We start from the raw sequence: 16,613 nt of genomic DNA on the forward strand, positions 1-16,613 counted from the left end.
GGGTCAGCGCAGCGGGCGGGAGACGAAGCCGGTGGCGCTGCTCAGCTGCTCGCCGCTGCCGTCGAAAACCCGCACGTCGATCCGCCGGAACAGGGCATTGGGCGTGCCGCTGATGGTCTCGCGCCAGACGAAGGCGCTATGGCCTTGGCGGGCGCGGCCCTCGTTGCGACCGGGTGCGGGGAAGGCGCCGCTGGCGCGGTATTCGGCCAGCCTGTCCTGCGCCACCCAGTCGGCCAGGGCGCGCTCGCGCAGGCCGGCGGCGGCCAGCGCGGTGCTGCCGACGCTGCGCAGCGCCGCGACCAGGGCGATGGCGAGGATGGCCAGGGCGACCAGGGTTTCCAGCAGGGTGAAGCCGCGGTTGCGCCTCATCGCTGCTCTCCCGCTGGCGAGCCGAGCTGGCGCACCCGGCCGGAAGGGTCGCCGGCCAGCACCACCAGCCCCTTGCTGCCGCGCAGGCTGAGTTCGAACTGTGGTGCCCGGCTACCGAACACCAGCCGCCGGCCGGCATTGGCCGGCTGCAGCCGGCCCTCGCTGCGCAGCGCCTGCCATTGCAGCTGGGCCGGCAGGCGCCGGCTGGTGAACAGCGGGGCTTCTTCCAGCGCGCGCCAGCGGCCGTCGGTGCCCAGCTCGGCGAAGCGGTAGCCGTCGGTGAGCAGATCCAGCGCCAGCGGCCGGCCGCGGATCTCGGCGCGTTCGGCGGTGGCTTCCAGCACCAGCTGCAGCCGCTTTAGTGCATCGGCCTCGTCGTTCGCGCGTACGCCCTCTATGGCCAATCCCGCGCCACCGGCGAGGATGCCGACGATGAGCATCACCACAAGCAGTTCGACGAGGGTGAAGCCGCGCTGTGCGTGCATGAGCGTCAGCCGCCCCTCAGCGCTGCCAGGAGCCGATATCGGCATCGAAGCCCTCGCCGCCGCTCTTGCCGTCGGCGCCGAAGCTCATCACATCGACCTCGCCGTTGAGGCCGGGGTTGAGGTACTGGTAGGCGCCGCCCCAGGGATCGGTGGGCAGGCGTTCGAGGTAGGGCTTCCAGTTGTCGGCGGCGGGGCCGCCCTGGGGGCGCTGCACCAGCGCGGCCAGGCCCTGCTCGGCGGTGGGGTAGCGGCGGTTGTCCAGGCGGTAGAGCTTCAGCGCCTGCATGATCTGGGCGATGTCCTGGCGGGCGGCGACCGCGCGCGCCTCGTCTGGCCGGCTCATGACCCGCGGCACCACCAGCGCGGCGAGGATGCCGAGGATGACGATGACGACCATGACCTCGATCAGGGTGAAGCCGCGCGGGCGGGCGGTAGCGGGACGCATGGGGAAGGCAGTGGTTTTCATGTTCATTTCATCAGGGTGTTGATTTCGATGATGGGCTGCATGACGGCGAGCACGATGACCAGCACCACGCCGCCCATCACCAGCAGCAGCACGGGTTCCAGCAGGCTGGCGAGGACCGCGCCGCGGCTCTCCAGCTCCTGCTGCTGCAGGCGGGCGGCGCGGGTGAGCATCTCCGGCAGGCGGCCGGTGGTTTCCCCGCTGGCCACCATGTGGATCAGCAGCGGCGGGAAGGCGCGGGTGGCGCCCAGCGCGCGCGCCAGGCCCTGGCCCTCGCGTACCCGGGCGGCGGCGGCGGCCACCGCGTCCTGCAGCGGCAGGCGGGCGATCACCCGGCCGCCGGCCTCCAGCGCGGCGAGCAAGGGCACGCCGCTGCCGGCGAGGATGGCCAGGGTGCTGGCGAAGCGGGCCGCATCCAGCGTGCGCAGGTGGCGGCCCAGCACCGGCAGCGAGAGCAGCCGCGCCTCCCAGCGCCGGCGCAGCGCGGGGCTGCGCAGCGCGAGTTGGGCGGCGAGGCCGGCGAGCGCGAGCAGCACCAGCAGCAGCCAGCCCCAGTCGCGCAGGAAGTCCGACACCCAGATCAGCGCCCGGGTGAGCGGCGGCAGCGCCTGCTTGGTTTGGGCGAACACGCCCACCACTTGTGGCACCACGTAGGTCATCAGCCCGATCACCACCAGCAGGGCGACGGCGGCGACGATGGCCGGGTAGAGCAGCGCCTGCAGGGTTTTCTGGCGCAGCGCGCCGTGCTGCTCCAGGTAGTCCGCCAGCTGGTTCATCACCTGGGCGAGCTCGCCCGATTTCTCGCCGGCGGCCACCGAGGCGCGGTAGATGGCGGGGAAGGCCGCCGGGTAGCGGTCCAGCGCCGCGCGCAGGCTGTAGCCGGCCAGCACCTCGGAGCGCAGGCCGGCCAGCAGCTGGCGCACGCCGTCCTCCTCTGCCTGCTCGATCAGCGCCGCCAGCGCCTGCTCCACCGTGAGGCCGGCGGCCAGCAGCGTGGCCCACTGGCGGGTCATCAGGGCGAGCGCCGCATCCTTCATCCTGCGGCGCCGGCGCCCCCCGCCGCTCGCCGTGGCGGCGACGCTGGCCACCTCCAGCGGGAACAGGCCGCGCTCGCGCAGCAGCGCCCGGGCGGCGCGCGCGCTCTCGGCTTCGACGACGCCCTGGCCGGCGGTGCCGGCGGCGTCCAGGGCGCGGTAGCGGAAGGCGGCCATGTCAGTCCCGGGTCACGCTCAGCAGCTCTTCCACCGAGGTCAGGCCCTCGGCCAGCAGGCGCAGGCCATCCTCGCGCAGGCCGCGGCTGCCGGCGGCGCGGGCGGCTTCGCGCAGCGCCGCTTCGCCCAGGTCGTCATGCACCCGGCGGGCGGCGGCGTCGTCCACCGTCAGCAGCTCGTACAGGCCGCCGCGGCCGCGGTAGCCGGTGTGACGGCAGGCCGGGCAGCCTTCGCCGTGCGCGTCCCGCGCCGGCCGCCACAGCGTGGCCGGGCAATCGGCGCCCAGCAGGGCGCGTTCGGTTGCGCCGGCGGCATAGGGCTGGCGGCAGTCCGGGCACAGCCGGCGCACCAGGCGCTGGGCGAGCACGCCGCGCACGGTGGCGGCGAGCAGGAAGGGTTCGATGCCCATGTCCACCAGCCGGGTGATGGCCGAGGCGGCGTCGTTGGTGTGCAGGGTGGCCAGCACCAGGTGGCCGGTGAGGCTGGCTTGCACCGCGATGCGGGCGGTCTCCAGGTCGCGGATCTCGCCGATCAGGATCACATCCGGGTCCTGGCGCAGGATGGCGCGCAGTGCGCGGGCGAAGTCGAGCTCGATGCGGCTGTTGACCTGGATCTGGGCCACGCCCGGCAGGTCGTACTCCACCGGGTCTTCGACGGTGACGATGTTCAGGCGCCCGGCGTCCAGGCTCTGCAGCGCGGCGTACAGGGTGGTGCTCTTGCCGGAGCCGGTGGGGCCGGTGACGAGCAGGATGCCGTGGGGCTGGGCGAGGAGCTGGCCGAAGCGCTGGCGGGTGTCCTGCGCCATGCCCAGCTCGGCGAGGCCGATGAGGCCGCCGCCCTTGTCCAGCAGGCGCAGCACCAGGCGCTCGCCGTGGGTGGTGGGCAGCGTGGACACGCGCACGTCCACCTGGCGGCCGGCCAGGCGCAGGGTGATGCGGCCGTCCTGCGGCAGGCGCTTCTCGGCGATGTCGAGGCTGGCCATGATCTTGATGCGCGAGGCCATGGCGGCGTGCAGGCCGCGGTGGGGGCGGGCGATGTCGTGCAGCACGCCGTCGCGGCGCAGGCGCACCACCGAGTGGCGCTCGTAGGGTTCGATGTGGACGTCCGAGGCGCCCTCGCGCACCGCCTGGGTGAGGAGCGCGTTGATCATGCGGATGATGGGGGCGTCGTCCTGGGATTCCAGCAGGTCCTCCACCGCCGGCAGCTCGGTCATCAGCTGGTCGAGATCGACCTCCTGGCCGACGTCGGCCACCACCTCGGCGGCGCTGCCCTGGCCGCCGCTGTAGGCCTCGGCGAGGCGGGCGTCGAAGGTGGCGCGGGCGGCGGTGGTGAGGGTGAGCGGCACGCCCAGGTGGCGGCGCACCTCGGCCACCGCGGCGAGGGCGGCATCTTCGCGCAGCAGCAGTTCGGCCTGCTCGGCGCCCAGGGCGGTGACGAGCACGCCGTGGCGGCGGGCGAAGGCGTAGGGGAGGGCGGGGGCGCTCATCTTGTCCTCTTACTGCGGCGACACCGGCCGCACTTCGGCTTCGACCACCGGGGCGAAGCCGGGTACGGCAGGGGTGTCGCGGCCCAGGCTGTCGAGGGCGGGCAGCTCGGCCGGGCCGGGTTCGCCGCGCATCTGCTCCGCGGGCCGGGCGCTGGCGCGCTGCTGGCCGATCACGTAGTCGTAGCGGGAGCGGGTGAGGCCGGCGTAGTCCTCGCGCTCGCGCAGGATCACCGGGCGCAGGAAGACGACCAGGTTGGTCTTGCTGCGGCGGCGGGTGTCGTAGCGGAAGAGGGCACCGGCGTAGGGGATGTCGCCCAGCATCGGCACCTTCTCCTGGCTGCCGCTGTAGCTGTCTTCGACCAGGCCGCCCAGGGCGATGATGGCGCCGTCGTCCACCATGACCCTGGATTCGATGGCGCGCTTGGTGGTGGTGGGGCCGTTGCCGGTGTCGGTGCTGTCCACCACCGCCGAGGCTTCCTGGTAGATGGCCAGGCGTATCGAGCCGCCTTCGGAGATCTGCGGCCGCACCTTGAGGGTGAGGCCGACGTCCTTGCGCTCTATGGTCTGGAAGGGGTTGCTGACGCTGTTGCTGGTGTTGGTGGTGTAGGTGCCGGTGACGAAGGGGACGTTGCGGCCGACGACGATGCGGGCCTCTTCGTTGTCCAGGGTGACGATGTTGGGGGTGGAGAGGATGTTGGCGCGCACCTCGTTCTCGAGGAAGCGGGCGAGCAGCCCCAGGCTCATGATCTCGCCGACGCCGGGGATGTTCACCGTGCCGCCGCCGATGGCGAGCGTGAGGCCGTTGCCGGGCAGGGCGAGTTCGCCGCTGGCGGCGCCGGCGATGAGGTTGAGGAGGTTGTTGCCGCCGCTGCCGAAGGCGCTGCCGCCCACCACGGCGGTCTTGCCGGCGACGCCGCCGGCGGCCCACTGGATGCCGAATTCGGCGGCGCGCTCGGTGGAGATCTCGGCGATCAGCGCTTCGATGTAGACCTGGGCGCGGCGGCGGTCCAGCTGGTCTATCACTTGGCGAAGGTTGCGGTAGATCGCCTCGGGGGCGTTGATGATGAGGGCGTTGTTCATCGCGTCCGCCTGCACGATGCCGTTGCCGCCGCCGCTGCTGCGGGACTGGCCGACGGAGGAGGGGGAGGTGGTGGCGCTGCTGGCGCCTAGCGTGCCGCCGCTGTCGCTGGCGGTGGCGGACGACAGGCTGGCGCTGCCGCCGTCGCCCAGGCCGCTGCCGCCCGCGCTCAGGCTGGTAGCGGAGCTGGCCGGGCTGCCGCTGCCGGCGGCGGTGCCGCTGAGGGTGGCGTTCAGCGTTTCCGCCACCTGGCGGGCGTCGGCGTTCTTCAGGTAGACCACGTGGATGTTGCCGCCGGCGCCGGGCCTGTCCAGGCTGGCGACCAGCTGGCGCACCGCCGCCAGCCGGCTGGGCGTGTCGGCGCGGATCAGCAGGCTGTTGCTGTGCGGTTCTGCCAGCACCTGGGCAGCGCCGGCGCCGCCGGCGTTGGCGCCGCCGCGCTCGGCGAGCAGGCGCGACAGCAGCGGCGCGAGGTCGATGGCGGCGGCATGGCGCAGTTCGATAACGCTGAGGTCGCCCTGCGCCACGTCCAGCGATTCGATGACGCTGGCGATGCGGGCAACGTTCTCGGCGTAGTCGGTGACCACCAGCACGTTGTTGGAGGGAAAGGCGCTGATGGTGTTGTTCGGCGCCACCAGCGGCCGTATCACCGGCAGCATCTGGGTGGCGGATTCATGCTTGAGGGCGAACACCTGGGTGACGAGGCGGTCGCCGCCGCTGGTCTGCGCCGCGGCGCGGCCTTCCTTGCCCACCGGCACCGCATGCACCCTGGCTTCCGCCTCCGGGACGATCTTGGTCACACCCTTGCCCTCGATGGCGGCGTAGCCCTGCAGGCGCAGCGCCGAGAGCAGGATCTGGTAGGCGAGTTCGCGCGGCACCGGGGTGTTGGTGACGACGTTGATCTTGCCCTTGACCCGCGGATCGATCAGGAAGTTGGTGCCGGACAGTTTGCCGACGGCCTGGACCACAGACTCGATGTCGGCGTTCTGGAAGTTGAGCGAGACGGGCTCGCTCGCGGTGGTGGCGCTCGTGGAAGGCGGTTGGGCCGCGGCGGCGGGTTGCGCGAGGCAGAGGAGCGCGCAGGCGAGGCTGTGGAGCAGGGGCTGGCGCGGGCGGAAAGCGAGGGGCATGGCGGTCCGGTTCAGTCGTTGGAGCGGGGAAAGGCCGGCGGGCCGGCGGCCGGGGGCGGTGCCGCGGGGGTGCCGGCGGGCGGCAGCGCGCGTGCGGGGGGCGGCATGGCGCTGGCGACCTCGTCGCGGCTGTCTTCGTTGTCCGGGCGGGAGGCCAGCCGCAGTTCCTGGCGGCGGCCATCGCGCTCGAGTTCGATGCGGTCGGCGTGGATGGCGATCAGGCGCAGGCCGTCGGCGGTGCTTTCGTCCAGCAGCAGCGGCAGGGTCTGGCCGTCTTCGGTGTGCAGCAGGGCGAAGCCGGGCTTGTCGCCGAAGCCGGTGGCGAGGCCGATGAGGCTGTAGCGGGCGGGCGGCGCTACCGCGGCGGTGGCGGTCTGGCTGGTGTGGCCCCCCAAGGCCTGGACGATCTGCTGCGCGGCCTTGCGCGGATCGGTTTCAGGGCGCGGCTGGGTGCCCAGGCGGCCGGGGCCGGCGAAGGCCCAGAACAGGCTGGCGCACACCCAGGCGCAGAAGGTGATGGCGAGCAGCCACACCAGCATCGGCAGGTAGCCGGCAAGGCGGGACTGCAGGCGTTCGAATCCGGTTGTCATGACTGCGGCCGGCGGGCGAGGCTGGCGGGCCGGGACGGCGCGCAGGCGGACGGGAAAGAGGGGCGCGGCGTAAAGGCGTGCAAGGCGTGTTCGATCTGTGCGGTTGCGTGCGGCGGCGGTGTGGCAGGCGCGGCGTTGCCGGGGACGCTTGCCCGCCCCCTGGCGGGAGCGGGTTCGCGCCGCCCGCGCCCGTTCATGGAGCGCGGGCGCTTGCGGAATCGGGGCTCAGGTCCCGATCACGCCGCCGTCGTTCTTGACGATGACCACGGTGGCGGAGCGCGGCCGGCCGCCGGCGGCATCCGGCCACTGGCTGAAGGCCAGCGGGTTCTGCGCCAGGTACTCGTCCATGCTCAGGCCGCCGCGGGTGGCGGCGTCCGGCGCCCGCGGGTGGGAGCCGGCTTCGCCCGGGTGCTGGATGTTCACGAACATGGTCTTGTAGTCGGGCGACCAGGTCATGCCGGTGAGCTCGCAGCCGGAGGGGCCGACCAGGAAGCGGCGGATCTCGCCGGTTTCCGGGATGGCGCAGAGCATCTGGTTGTTGCCCTGGCCCTGGTAGTTGCCGGTGTTGGCGAAGCTGCCATCGGTCTGGATCCACAGCCGGCCGTTACCGTCTATGCCCAGGCCATCCGGGCTGTTGAAGGTGTTGTCGGCGGTGATGTTGGAGGAGCCGGAGCGCAGGTCGGTACGGTCGGGGTAGGCGATCGGGTTGCCGGCGAGCACGAACAGATCCCACTCGAAGGTGAGGGCGGCGGCATCGCTGCCGGTTTCGCGCCAGCGGATGATCTGGCCATAGACGTTGTTGGTGCGCGGGTTGGCGTCGTCGGTCACGCTGCGGCCGGAGTTGTTGGTCAGCGTGCAGTAGACCTCGCCGGTGCTGGGGTGCACCGCGATCCACTCCGGGCGGTCCATCTTGGTGGCGCCGACGGCGTCACCGGCGAGGCGGGTGTGGATCAGCACTTCGGCCTGGCTGGCGAAGCTGCTGTCGGCGGCCAGGGTGGCGTTGGCAGTCTTGTCCAGCAGGATCCACTCGCCGGTGCCCATGAAGTCGCCGCTGGCGGCGCCGTCGAGGAACCGGGCGACGTAGAGCTTGCCGCTGTCCAGCAGGTCGCCGTTGGCGGTGCCGCGGGCGGCGTCATAGGTGCCGTCGGAGACGAACTTGTAGATGTAGTCGTTGGCCTGGTCGTCGCCCATGTAGACCACCACGCGCTTGTCGGCGGAGAGGGTCATGGCGGCGTTCTCGTGCTTCACCCGGCCGAGCGCGGTGCGCTTCTTCGGCAGGGAGCCGGGGGTGAAGGGGTCGATCTCGACGACCCAGCCGAAGCGGTTGTACTCGTTCGGCTCCTTCACATAGTCGAAGCGGTCTTCGAATTCTTCCCAGCGGTAGCTGGTGCCGGTGGCGTTGAGGCCATAGCGGCGCATGTAGGCGTCGCGGGTGTCGGCGCCGCTGGTGGTGCCGAAGTAGCTGTTGAAGTTCTCCTCGCAGGTGAGGTAGGTGTTCCACAGCGTGCGGCCGTTGGCGCAGTTGTTGAAGGTGCCGTAGACGATGGTGCCGCTGGGGTCGGTGCTGGTGCGGAGCAGGGCGTGGCCGGCGGCCGGGCCGGTGATCTGCATCGGCGAGTAGCCGGTGAGGCGGCGGTTGTAGCTGGAGCCGACCTGCACTTCCCACTGGCCGCTGCCGTTCTTCTTGATGTGGATGACGGAGATGCCGTGGGCGTTGATGGCCTTGGTGACCTTGTCCGCCGTCCACGGCGTGGTGCCGGCAGCGCCGAACAGGTACTCGTAGTTGGTGTATTCGTGGTTCATCGTCAGCAGGCCTTCGTTGCTGCCGTCGATGGCGAAGTAGGCCATGCCGTCGTGGTTGTCGCCCACCTGGCGGGCCTGGTCGGCGCCGGTGTTGGTGCCGTCCGGCAGCCAGGCCGGGGAGTCGCTGAACAGCGGCGAGCCCCAGGGCGCGATGACGTAGCTGCTGTAGCCGGCGGGCACCACGATCTCGTCGCCGGTGCCGACGGGGATGGCGGTGAAGCCCAGGGTGGGGGTGGCCGGGGTGCTCGGCGGCGCGGCGGCTTCGTCGTCATCGTCATCGTCGTCGCCACCACAGGCGGTGAGCGAGGCGGAGAAGAAGGCGGCGGCGGAGAGGCCGGCGCCGGTCTTGAGGAAGCCGCGGCGGCTCACCACGCGGTTCACGACCGCCTGGAAGTGCTCGTTGTCCGAGGTGTTGGCGGGCAGGTCGTCGAGGTCTTGCGACTTGTTCACGAAGTTCTCCGAGATCGAAGCGATGGGGGAAATGCAATTGTCCGAACGTGATATTTCACACGGATGAAGGAAGCGTTGCGGTTTCCTTCCACGCGATGTCCGGTTTGTTTGCGCTGATGTGAATGGCATCTGAAAACGGCCGGCGGCGCCGGCCGGGGGCTTACTGGAAGATCTGCTCGATCTCGAAGATGGCGGTGGTGCCGCTGACTTCGTTGCCGACGATGAGCAGCGGCTTGCCGTTGGGCGACTTGTCGGCGGCGACGAACTTCAGGCCCTCGGGGCCGAGGTCTCCCACCGTGGAGAGCACGGTGGAGGGATCGGCGGTGCTCCAGTCGGCGCGGGTGTTGAAGTAGTCGACGAAGGTCGGCGCGGTGGGCGTGGTGATGTCGTACACCATGACGCCGCCCATGCGTTCCAGGCCGATGAAGGCGAAGGTCTTGCCGCCCAGGGTGCCGATCTCGATGCCTTCCGGTTCCGGCCCCTTGGCGTCGCTGCGGCTGTCGAAGGCGTCGCCTTCGTCATGGCCGGAGTTGAACCAGGTCTTGCACGGGATGTCGCGGGCCGGGCCGACGCGGCAGGCGTCGCTGGCGAGGTAGGTCTCGAACTCGCCGCCGGAGTCCCACACCAGGTTGCCGCTGGCATCGCGGATGGAGAAGGAGCGGCCGCCGAAGGCGTACAGTTGGTCGTACATCAGGCGGTTGCCGGCCGGGTTCTCGGCGCCGCTGGTGTCGAACATCACCGGGTTGCCGCTGCTGTCGGTGCGGTAGCCCATGGTCCAGGTGACGTTGAGGCGGCCGAGCTGGGCGTCGTCACGGCAGGCGCCGGGGTTGCCTGCGGTGGCGCCGCACCAGGCGAAGGTGACCGGGTTGAGCAGGGCGCCGGCGGCCAGCGCATCCAGCTGCGGCGGCAAGTCGTCGCCGCGGCGGCCGGCGAAACCGTTGGTGCGGCTGAGGTGCTTGACGCGGAACTCCTCGACGAAGCCCCTGCTGGCATCGCCCGCCCAGTAGGCGGGGTCGTCCTCGCCCCAGGCGCGGGCATCGCCCTCGTTGGCCATCACCAGGTAGGTCTGGCCGCCGGCACTGTAGGCGGCGATGGCGTCCGGCATGTACATGCCGAGTACACCGGGGCGCGGTGCGATGTCGATGGCCGGCGGCGTGTCGCTGACGTCGATGGCGTTGGCGGCCAGGCCGTGGTCCTTGTAGCCCAGCGGCAGGATGGCGGTGACGGTGGCGCTGGCGATGTCGATGCGCGCCAGGGCGTTGTTCTCCTGCAGCGTGGCCCAGGCGGTGCTGCCGTCGGCGGAGATGGCGATGTACTCCGGCTCCAGATCCTGCGCGGCGCTGGCGTTGGGGCCGTAGATGCGCACGCCGTTGGCGCGCAGCTCGGCCTCGCGGCCGTTCCAGGCGGCGAAGTCGGCGATGCGGGCGACCGGCGCGGCCGGGTTGCTGACGTCGATGACGCTGATGGAACCTTCCGGATCGGTCTGATAGTCGTCGCTGGGCTCGCCTTCGTTGGCGACCAGCAGGGTCTTGCCGTCCGGGGTGAAGGTGAGCATGTCGGGCAGGGCGCCGACGCCGACTTGGCCGATCAGCGCCAGGGTGTCGGCGCGGTAGAGGCCGACGAAGCCGGGATCGGTCTTCACCGCCGCCTGGATGGCGAGGGCGACGATGCCGTCGTGCAGGGCGACGCTGTTCACCTCGGCGCCGGCGGCGATGGCGCTGGCGTCCAGGGTGCCGACCAGCGTGGGCGCGGCCGGGTTGGAGAGGTCGAGCACGTCGACCATGCCCTTCTGTGCATTGACGACGAAGGCGCGCCTGGTGGCGGGATCGTAGGCCGGGATCTCCGCCGCGCTGACGCCGAACTCGCCGGTGGCGTAGCGGCCGAGCAGGCTCAGCTTGATGCTGCTGAGCACCGGAGCCGGTGCCGGGGCGGCGGCTTCGTCGTCATCGTCGCTGTCGCCGGTGCAGGCGAGCAGGGGCAGGGCGAGGGCGAGCACCGCGAGGCGGCGCAGGCGGGGAAAGGCGGCTTTCTGTCGGGGGCAAATCATGGTGGCGGGGGGCTTTTCCAGAGGGGGAAAGGAGGTGTAGCCCACGATGCTGACAAGCCAAGATGACGCCAATATGTCGCCGCCGGCAGAACGTCAGCCGGCCGCAAGGCTGCCGTAAGGCCCGCGACTCCGGCTGCATGGCTTAGAATGCCGGTTTTCCCGCAACACCCATGACCGACTTCGCCCACGTCTTTTCCACCGAAGGTCCGCTGGTCCAGGCGATCCCCGGCTATCGCCCGCGTCCGCAGCAGATCGAGATGGCGGAGAAGATAGGCGCGGCGATCCGCAGCCATGGCGTGCTGGTGGCCGAGGCCGGCACCGGCACCGGCAAGACCTTCGCCTACCTGGTGCCGGCGCTGCTCGCCGGCGGCAAGGTCATCGTCTCCACTGGCACCAAGACGCTGCAGGACCAGCTCTTCAACCGCGACCTGCCGACGGTGCGCGCCGCGCTCAAGGTGCCGGTCTCCATCGCGCTGCTGAAGGGCCGCGCCAATTACGTCTGCCCTTACCACCTCGCCCGCAACGCCAGGGACGGCCGCTTCCTCACCGCCCAGGATGCCGCCGACCTGCGCGCCATCGCCCGCTTCGCCGACCGCACCCAGACCGGCGACAAGGCCGAATGCACCGAGGTGCGGGAGGATTCCGCCGCCTGGCTGGCCGCCACCTCCACCCGCGACAACTGCCTTGGCCAGGACTGCCCGGACGTCAAGGAATGCTTCGTCATGAACGCCCGGCGCAACGCCATGGACGCGGACGTGGTGGTGGTGAATCACCACCTCTTCTTCGCCGACGTGATGCTGCGCGACGAGGGCATGGGCGAGCTGCTGCCGGCCTGCAACGCGGTGATCTTCGACGAAGCCCACCAGCTGCCGGAAACCGCCAGCCTGTTCTTCGGCGAGAGCGTATCCACCGCTCAGGTGCTGGAGCTGGCGCGCGACACCCGCTCGGAAACCGTGGCCGCGGCGCGCGACTGCGTTGCCATGATCGATGAAAGCCGCAACCTGGAGAAGGCGGCGCGCGACCTGCGCCTGGTGTTCGGCGCCGAGAGCGCGCGCTTGTCCGCCGCTCAGGCCGCCGAGCGCCAGGGTTTCGAGGTCCAGGTCGATGCGCTGGCGGCAGCGCTGCAGAAGTTCGAGGCGGTGCTGGAGACCCAGGCCGAGCGTTCCGAGGGCCTCGCCAACTGCCTGCGGCGCAGCCAGGAGATGGGCGAGCGCCTGAACAACTGGCAGAACCCGGGCGAGAAAGACCTGATCCGCTGGGTGGAAGTGTTCGCCCACTCGATGGCGCTCAACGCCACGCCGCTGCATGTGTCCGACGTGTTCAAGCGCCAGCTGGAAGCACAGCCGCGGGCCTGGATCTTCACCTCCGCCACGCTGGCGGTAGGCAGGGATTTCGGCCACTACTGCCGCGAACTCGGCCTGGCCTGGATGGACCCGCCGCCGGACACCGCGGTATGGGGCAGCCCCTTCGACTATGGCGAGCAGGCGCTGCTGTACTCGCCGCAGAACATGCCGGACCCGAACGCGCCGGACTACATCGAGCGAGTGGCGCGCACCGCGCTGCCGCTGATCCGCGCCGCCCAGGGCCGCGCCTTCGTGCTGTGTACCTCGCTGCGGGCGATGCGCCGGGTGCATGAGCTGATCGCCCAGGGCCTGGAAGGCAGCGGCGACAAGCTGCCGCTGCTGCTGCAGGGCGAAGGCTCCCGCACCGAGCTGCTGGAGCGCTTCCGCCGCCTGGGCAACGCGGTGCTGGTTGCCAGCCAGAGCTTCTGGGAAGGCGTGGACGTGCCGGGCGATGCGCTGTCGCTGGTGGTCATCGACAAGTTGCCCTTCGCCCCGCCGGACGATCCGGTGCTGGCGGCCCGCGTCGAGCACATGCAGAAGCAGGGCCTCAGTCCCTTCATCCACCACCAGCTGCCGCGGGCGGTGATCAACATGAAGCAGGGCGCCGGCCGGTTGATCCGCACCGAGTGCGACCGCGGCGTGCTGTGCATCTGCGATCCGCGCATGATCGAGAAATCCTACGGCAAGGTGGTGTGGCGCAGCCTGCCGCCGATGCGCCGCACCCGGGTGGAGGCGGACGCGGTGGCCTTCCTGGAAGCGCTGCCGCCGCCCAAGGGCAGCGGGGCGGGGGGCGATTGAGCGCTGTTGTATCCTCCGACCTTCGAACGATGAGACGCCGGGAAGCCAGACGGCGCAAAGCGAATATCCACGAATGAAAGTCTTCGGCTTCGCCGGCTGGTCCGGCTCCGGCAAAACCACCCTGATCGAAAAGCTGATCCCGCAGTTCACCCGCCGCGGCCTGCGGGTGTCCATCATCAAGCATGCCCACCACGGCTTCGACATCGACAAGCCGGGCAAGGACTCCTGGCGCCACCGCGAAGCCGGCGCCACCCGGGTGTTGATGCTGTCCGACGACCGCTGGGTGCTGATGCACGAGTTGCGCGGCCAGCCGGAGCCGACGCTGGAGGAGCAGCTGGCACTGCTGGCGCCCAGCGACCTGGTGCTGATCGAGGGCTACAAGGCGGCGCCGGTGCCCAAGATCGAGATCCACCGCCCGGCGGTCGGCAAGGCGCCGCTGTGGCCAGACAACCCGCACGTGGTCGCCGTTGCCAGCGACGAGGCCATCGCCTGCCCGCTGCCGCTGCTGCCGCTCAACCACGTCGAGGCGATCGCCGATTTCATCCTCGACTACGTCAGCGCCAAGGAGACGCCATGAACGCTGGCCTGCTGCCCTTCGACGAAGCGCTGGAACGCCTGCTGGGCTACGCCCGGCCGGTGCGCGAGATCGAGGAAGTGGACACCCTGATCGCCGCTGGCCGGGTGCTGGCGGTGAACCAGCGTTCGCCCATCGCCCAGCCGCCGATGGACAACTCGGCGATGGATGGCTACGCGCTGCGTGTTGTCGACGTGCCGGCCGTTGGCACCCGGCTGCCGGTGTCGCAGCGCATCGCCGCCGGCGGTGTCGCCCATCCGCTGGCCGCCGGTACCGCGGCGCGCATCTTCACCGGCGCGCCGCTGCCGGCCGGCGCGGACGCGGTGGTGATGCAGGAGCTGTGCGAGCACCAGGGCGACAGCGTCGTCATCAACCATCTGCCGCAGGCGGGCGAGTCGGTACGGCGCATGGGCGAGGACATCGCCGCCGGCGCCGAGGTCCTGACCCAGGGCTGCCGCCTGCGGGCCCCGGAAATGGCGCTGGCCGCCTCGCTCGGGCTGGCGCGGCTGCCGGTCTATCGCCGGCTGCGGGTGGCAATCTTCTCCACTGGCAGCGAGCTGGTGATGCCGGGCGAGCCGCTGCGGCCGGGCGCCATCTACAACTCCAACCGCTACATGCTGCGTGGCCTGCTGGCCGGGCTGGGCTGCGAAGTCACCGACCTCGGCATCGTCCCCGACAATCTGGAGGCCACCCGCAAGGCGCTGCGCGAGGCGGCCGAGGGCCACGATCTCATCGTCACCAGCGGCGGTGTCTCGGTCGGCGAGGAAGACCATGTGAAGCCGGCGGTGGAGGCAGAGGGCAGCCTGGACATGTGGCGCATCGCCATGAAGCCGGGCAAGCCGCTGGCCTACGGCCGGGTGCATGCCGCCGCCTTCGTCGGCCTGCCGGGCAACCCGGTGTCAGGCTTCGTCACCTTCCTGACCATGTTGCGGCCCTTCGTGCTCGCCTCGCAGGGCGTGCGCCAGCCCCTGCCGCGCGCGCTGAGCCTGCCTGCCGCCTTCGACTGGCCGCGGCCGGACCGCCGGCGCGAGTTCCTGCGCGCCCGGCTGGATGCGCACGGCCATGTCGAGCTGTTTCCCAACCAGGGCGCGGCTGCGCTGCAATCCACCACCTGGGCCGAGGGCCTGGTGGACGTGCCTGCGGCGACGCCGGTGCGCCGCGGCGAGCTTGTGCGCTTCCTGCCTTACGGCGAGCTGCTTTACTGATCAGTCACCGAACAGGAGCGCTGCAGGGCGCTTCCTATACTGAAGACCATGGACCTGAAGATTCTCTATTTCGCCAGCCTGCGTGAAGCCCTGGGCCGCGGCGAGGAAAGCCTGCCGCTGCCGGAAGGCGTGACTACCGTGGGCCAGCTGCGCGCCTATCTGCACGCCCGCGGCGATGCCTGGCAGGCGCTGGGCGAGGGCCGCAATGTGCGGGCGGCGGTGAACCAGCGCATGGCGCGATCGGACGATACGCTGCAGGGCGGCGAGGAAGTGGCCTTCTTCCCGCCCGTCACCGGGGGCTGAGCGATGTCGGTCAGCGTGCAGCAGGAGGATTTCGACGTCGGCGCCGAAACCGCGGCGCTGAGCGCCGGGCGCACCGACATCGGCGCCATCGCCACCTTCCTCGGCCTGGTGCGCGGCGCGGAAGACAGTGTGCGGGCGATGACGCTGGAGCATTACCCGGGGATGACCGAGCAGTCGCTGGCGGAGATCGTTACCGAGGCCCATCAGCGCTGGCAGCTGCAGGGTGTGCGGGTGATACACCGCTACGGCCGCCTGCTGCCGGGCGAGCGCATCGTCTTCGTCGGCGTGGCCAGCCCGCATCGCGGCGAAGCCTTCGCTGCCTGCGAGTTCATCATGGACTACCTGAAGACCCGCGCGCCGTTCTGGAAGCGGGAAGAGACCCCGGCTGGCGCCCAGTGGGTGGATGCGCGCGAGACGGACGACAAGGCGGCGGCGCGCTGGGAATAGCCAGATGCGGCGCGGCAGGGCGTAGGCCCGGCCGGCTCGCGCCAAGGTGTTGTCGCAGCAAAAGGAAAGGGCGCTTATCCAGCGCCCTTTTTTCACCTCAGGGGCGTCTCTCGTCGCCCCTTCGATACTTGTGCCTTGTCCGTTCCTTACTTTCGGCCTTTGCCCGGGATGCCCTGGCCGAAGGCCTGGAAGGCTTCGGTGGAGGCGCGGGTGATCTGCTCGAAGGCGGCGCGGGTGGTGTCCACCGCAGTCTGGAAGGAAGTGACCGCGTTCTGGTCGGTGATGGGCAGCCCCTTGAACAGCTTCTGCATCGCCTCGAACACGTCCTGGCTGCCGGTGGTCAGCTGCTCGCTGACCAGCTTGCCGACTTCGGTCTGGGTGCGGGTGGTGAGTTCGGCCATCTGGCGCGCCAGGGTCAGCATCTTCTCGGTGGCGGCCTGGGCGTACTGGGTGCGGAGCTCGACCAGATCCTTCGGGTCCTTGGCCGCGGAGAGGGCCTTGGCGTTGGACACGCCTTCCTCGAACAGCGACTTCGCGGTGGAGACCTGGATTTCCATGATGCGCTGGGAGTTCTCGATGGAGAGCTGGGCCAGGCGCATGGCGGCTTCGAGATTCTTCTTTTGCAGCTCGTTGAATTGATCCTGCTTGGTTGCCATATTTTTTTCCTCCAGGTGCGAGCTTGACGGTACGAGGCGCTCTAGACATTCGCAGTTTCCGCGGCGACCGCCGGGCTGCTTCTGCTCCCTCCGCCTCCTCGGCAACCATAGCACAGGCGGGATAGCGCGGGTTGGGTAGTTGAATTCCATCTGCGTGGCCCCATATCGAGTGCAA

The 16,613-nt window shown here is 70.5% G+C and carries 15 protein-coding genes; 5 read left to right on the top strand and 10 right to left on the bottom strand.

The features are described 5' to 3' along the window. Nucleotides 1-3 precede the first annotated feature (3 nt). The 9 genes from gspI to C7389_RS04005 all read right to left on the bottom strand — a co-directional run bounded on the left by gspI (nucleotide 4) and on the right by C7389_RS04005 (nucleotide 11,112). Nucleotides 4-369, bottom strand: coding sequence for a type II secretion system minor pseudopilin GspI (gene gspI / locus C7389_RS03965; RefSeq protein WP_133588584.1), 366 nt, complete (start codon nucleotides 367-369; stop codon nucleotides 4-6). Further along, a complete protein-coding gene (locus tag C7389_RS03970; RefSeq protein ID WP_162851655.1) occupies nucleotides 366-854 on the bottom strand; it encodes a prepilin-type N-terminal cleavage/methylation domain-containing protein in 489 nt (162 codons plus the stop codon). The genes gspI and C7389_RS03970 overlap by 4 nt, the downstream gene beginning before the upstream one ends. Nucleotides 855-870: 16 nt before the next feature. Next, nucleotides 871-1,320, bottom strand: coding sequence for a type II secretion system major pseudopilin GspG (gspG, locus tag C7389_RS03975; protein ID WP_246034617.1), 450 nt, complete (start codon nucleotides 1,318-1,320; stop codon nucleotides 871-873). Nucleotides 1,321-1,322: 2 nt separating this feature from the next. Continuing rightward, nucleotides 1,323-2,528 (bottom strand): type II secretion system inner membrane protein GspF, encoded by a 1,206-nt coding sequence (gene gspF, locus C7389_RS03980; RefSeq protein WP_133588588.1) that lies wholly within the window; start codon nucleotides 2,526-2,528, stop codon nucleotides 1,323-1,325. A 1-nt stretch (nucleotide 2,529) separates the two neighbouring features. Then, nucleotides 2,530-4,014 (bottom strand): type II secretion system ATPase GspE, encoded by a 1,485-nt coding sequence (gspE, locus tag C7389_RS03985; RefSeq protein WP_133588590.1) that lies wholly within the window; start codon nucleotides 4,012-4,014, stop codon nucleotides 2,530-2,532. A 9-nt stretch (nucleotides 4,015-4,023) separates the two neighbouring features. Further along, nucleotides 4,024-6,222, bottom strand: coding sequence for a type II secretion system secretin GspD (gspD, locus tag C7389_RS03990; RefSeq protein WP_133588592.1), 2,199 nt, complete (start codon nucleotides 6,220-6,222; stop codon nucleotides 4,024-4,026). Between the two features lie 11 nt (nucleotides 6,223-6,233). Next, nucleotides 6,234-6,812 (bottom strand): type II secretion system protein N, encoded by a 579-nt coding sequence (locus tag C7389_RS03995; protein WP_133588594.1) that lies wholly within the window; start codon nucleotides 6,810-6,812, stop codon nucleotides 6,234-6,236. A gap of 225 nt (nucleotides 6,813-7,037) precedes the next feature. Beyond that, nucleotides 7,038-9,065 (bottom strand): PhoX family protein, encoded by a 2,028-nt coding sequence (locus C7389_RS04000; RefSeq protein WP_246034618.1) that lies wholly within the window; start codon nucleotides 9,063-9,065, stop codon nucleotides 7,038-7,040. 160 nt (nucleotides 9,066-9,225) lie between these two features. Beyond that, nucleotides 9,226-11,112 carry a choice-of-anchor I family protein gene (locus tag C7389_RS04005; protein ID WP_133588598.1) on the bottom strand — a complete coding sequence of 629 codons (1,887 nt, stop codon included), beginning with the start codon at nucleotides 11,110-11,112 and terminating at the stop codon, nucleotides 9,226-9,228. A 170-nt stretch (nucleotides 11,113-11,282) separates the two neighbouring features. Between C7389_RS04005 and yoaA the strand changes: the two genes are divergently transcribed. From yoaA to moaE, 5 genes are all read left to right on the top strand, one after another. Then, nucleotides 11,283-13,253: a DNA repair helicase YoaA gene (gene yoaA / locus C7389_RS04010; protein WP_133588600.1), complete on the top strand. Its 1,971-nt coding sequence runs from the start codon at nucleotides 11,283-11,285 to the stop codon at nucleotides 13,251-13,253. Nucleotides 13,254-13,326: 73 nt separating this feature from the next. Further along, nucleotides 13,327-13,830, top strand: coding sequence for a molybdopterin-guanine dinucleotide biosynthesis protein B (gene mobB, locus C7389_RS04015; protein WP_133588602.1), 504 nt, complete (start codon nucleotides 13,327-13,329; stop codon nucleotides 13,828-13,830). Then, nucleotides 13,827-15,032 carry a molybdopterin molybdotransferase MoeA gene (locus tag C7389_RS04020; protein ID WP_133588604.1) on the top strand — a complete coding sequence of 402 codons (1,206 nt, stop codon included), beginning with the start codon at nucleotides 13,827-13,829 and terminating at the stop codon, nucleotides 15,030-15,032. Before mobB ends, C7389_RS04020 begins: the two co-directional genes overlap by 4 nt. A gap of 48 nt (nucleotides 15,033-15,080) precedes the next feature. After that, nucleotides 15,081-15,335, top strand: a complete 255-nt coding sequence (gene moaD, locus C7389_RS04025; protein WP_133588606.1) for a molybdopterin converting factor subunit 1 — start codon at nucleotides 15,081-15,083, stop codon at nucleotides 15,333-15,335. Between the two features lie 3 nt (nucleotides 15,336-15,338). Continuing rightward, the gene (gene moaE, locus C7389_RS04030; RefSeq protein ID WP_133588608.1) at nucleotides 15,339-15,782 is read left to right on the top strand and encodes a molybdopterin synthase catalytic subunit MoaE; all 444 of its coding nucleotides are present in this window, start codon (nucleotides 15,339-15,341) and stop codon (nucleotides 15,780-15,782) included. Between the two features lie 146 nt (nucleotides 15,783-15,928). On the opposite strand, the gene C7389_RS04035 is transcribed toward moaE, so the two are convergent. Beyond that, a complete protein-coding gene (locus tag C7389_RS04035) occupies nucleotides 15,929-16,438 on the bottom strand; it encodes a phasin family protein (protein WP_133588610.1) in 510 nt (169 codons plus the stop codon). Nucleotides 16,439-16,613: the final 175 nt, after the last annotated feature.

This window comes from Azoarcus indigens (assembly GCF_004361735.1).
GTDB lineage: Bacteria > Pseudomonadota > Gammaproteobacteria > Burkholderiales > Rhodocyclaceae > Azoarcus > Azoarcus indigens.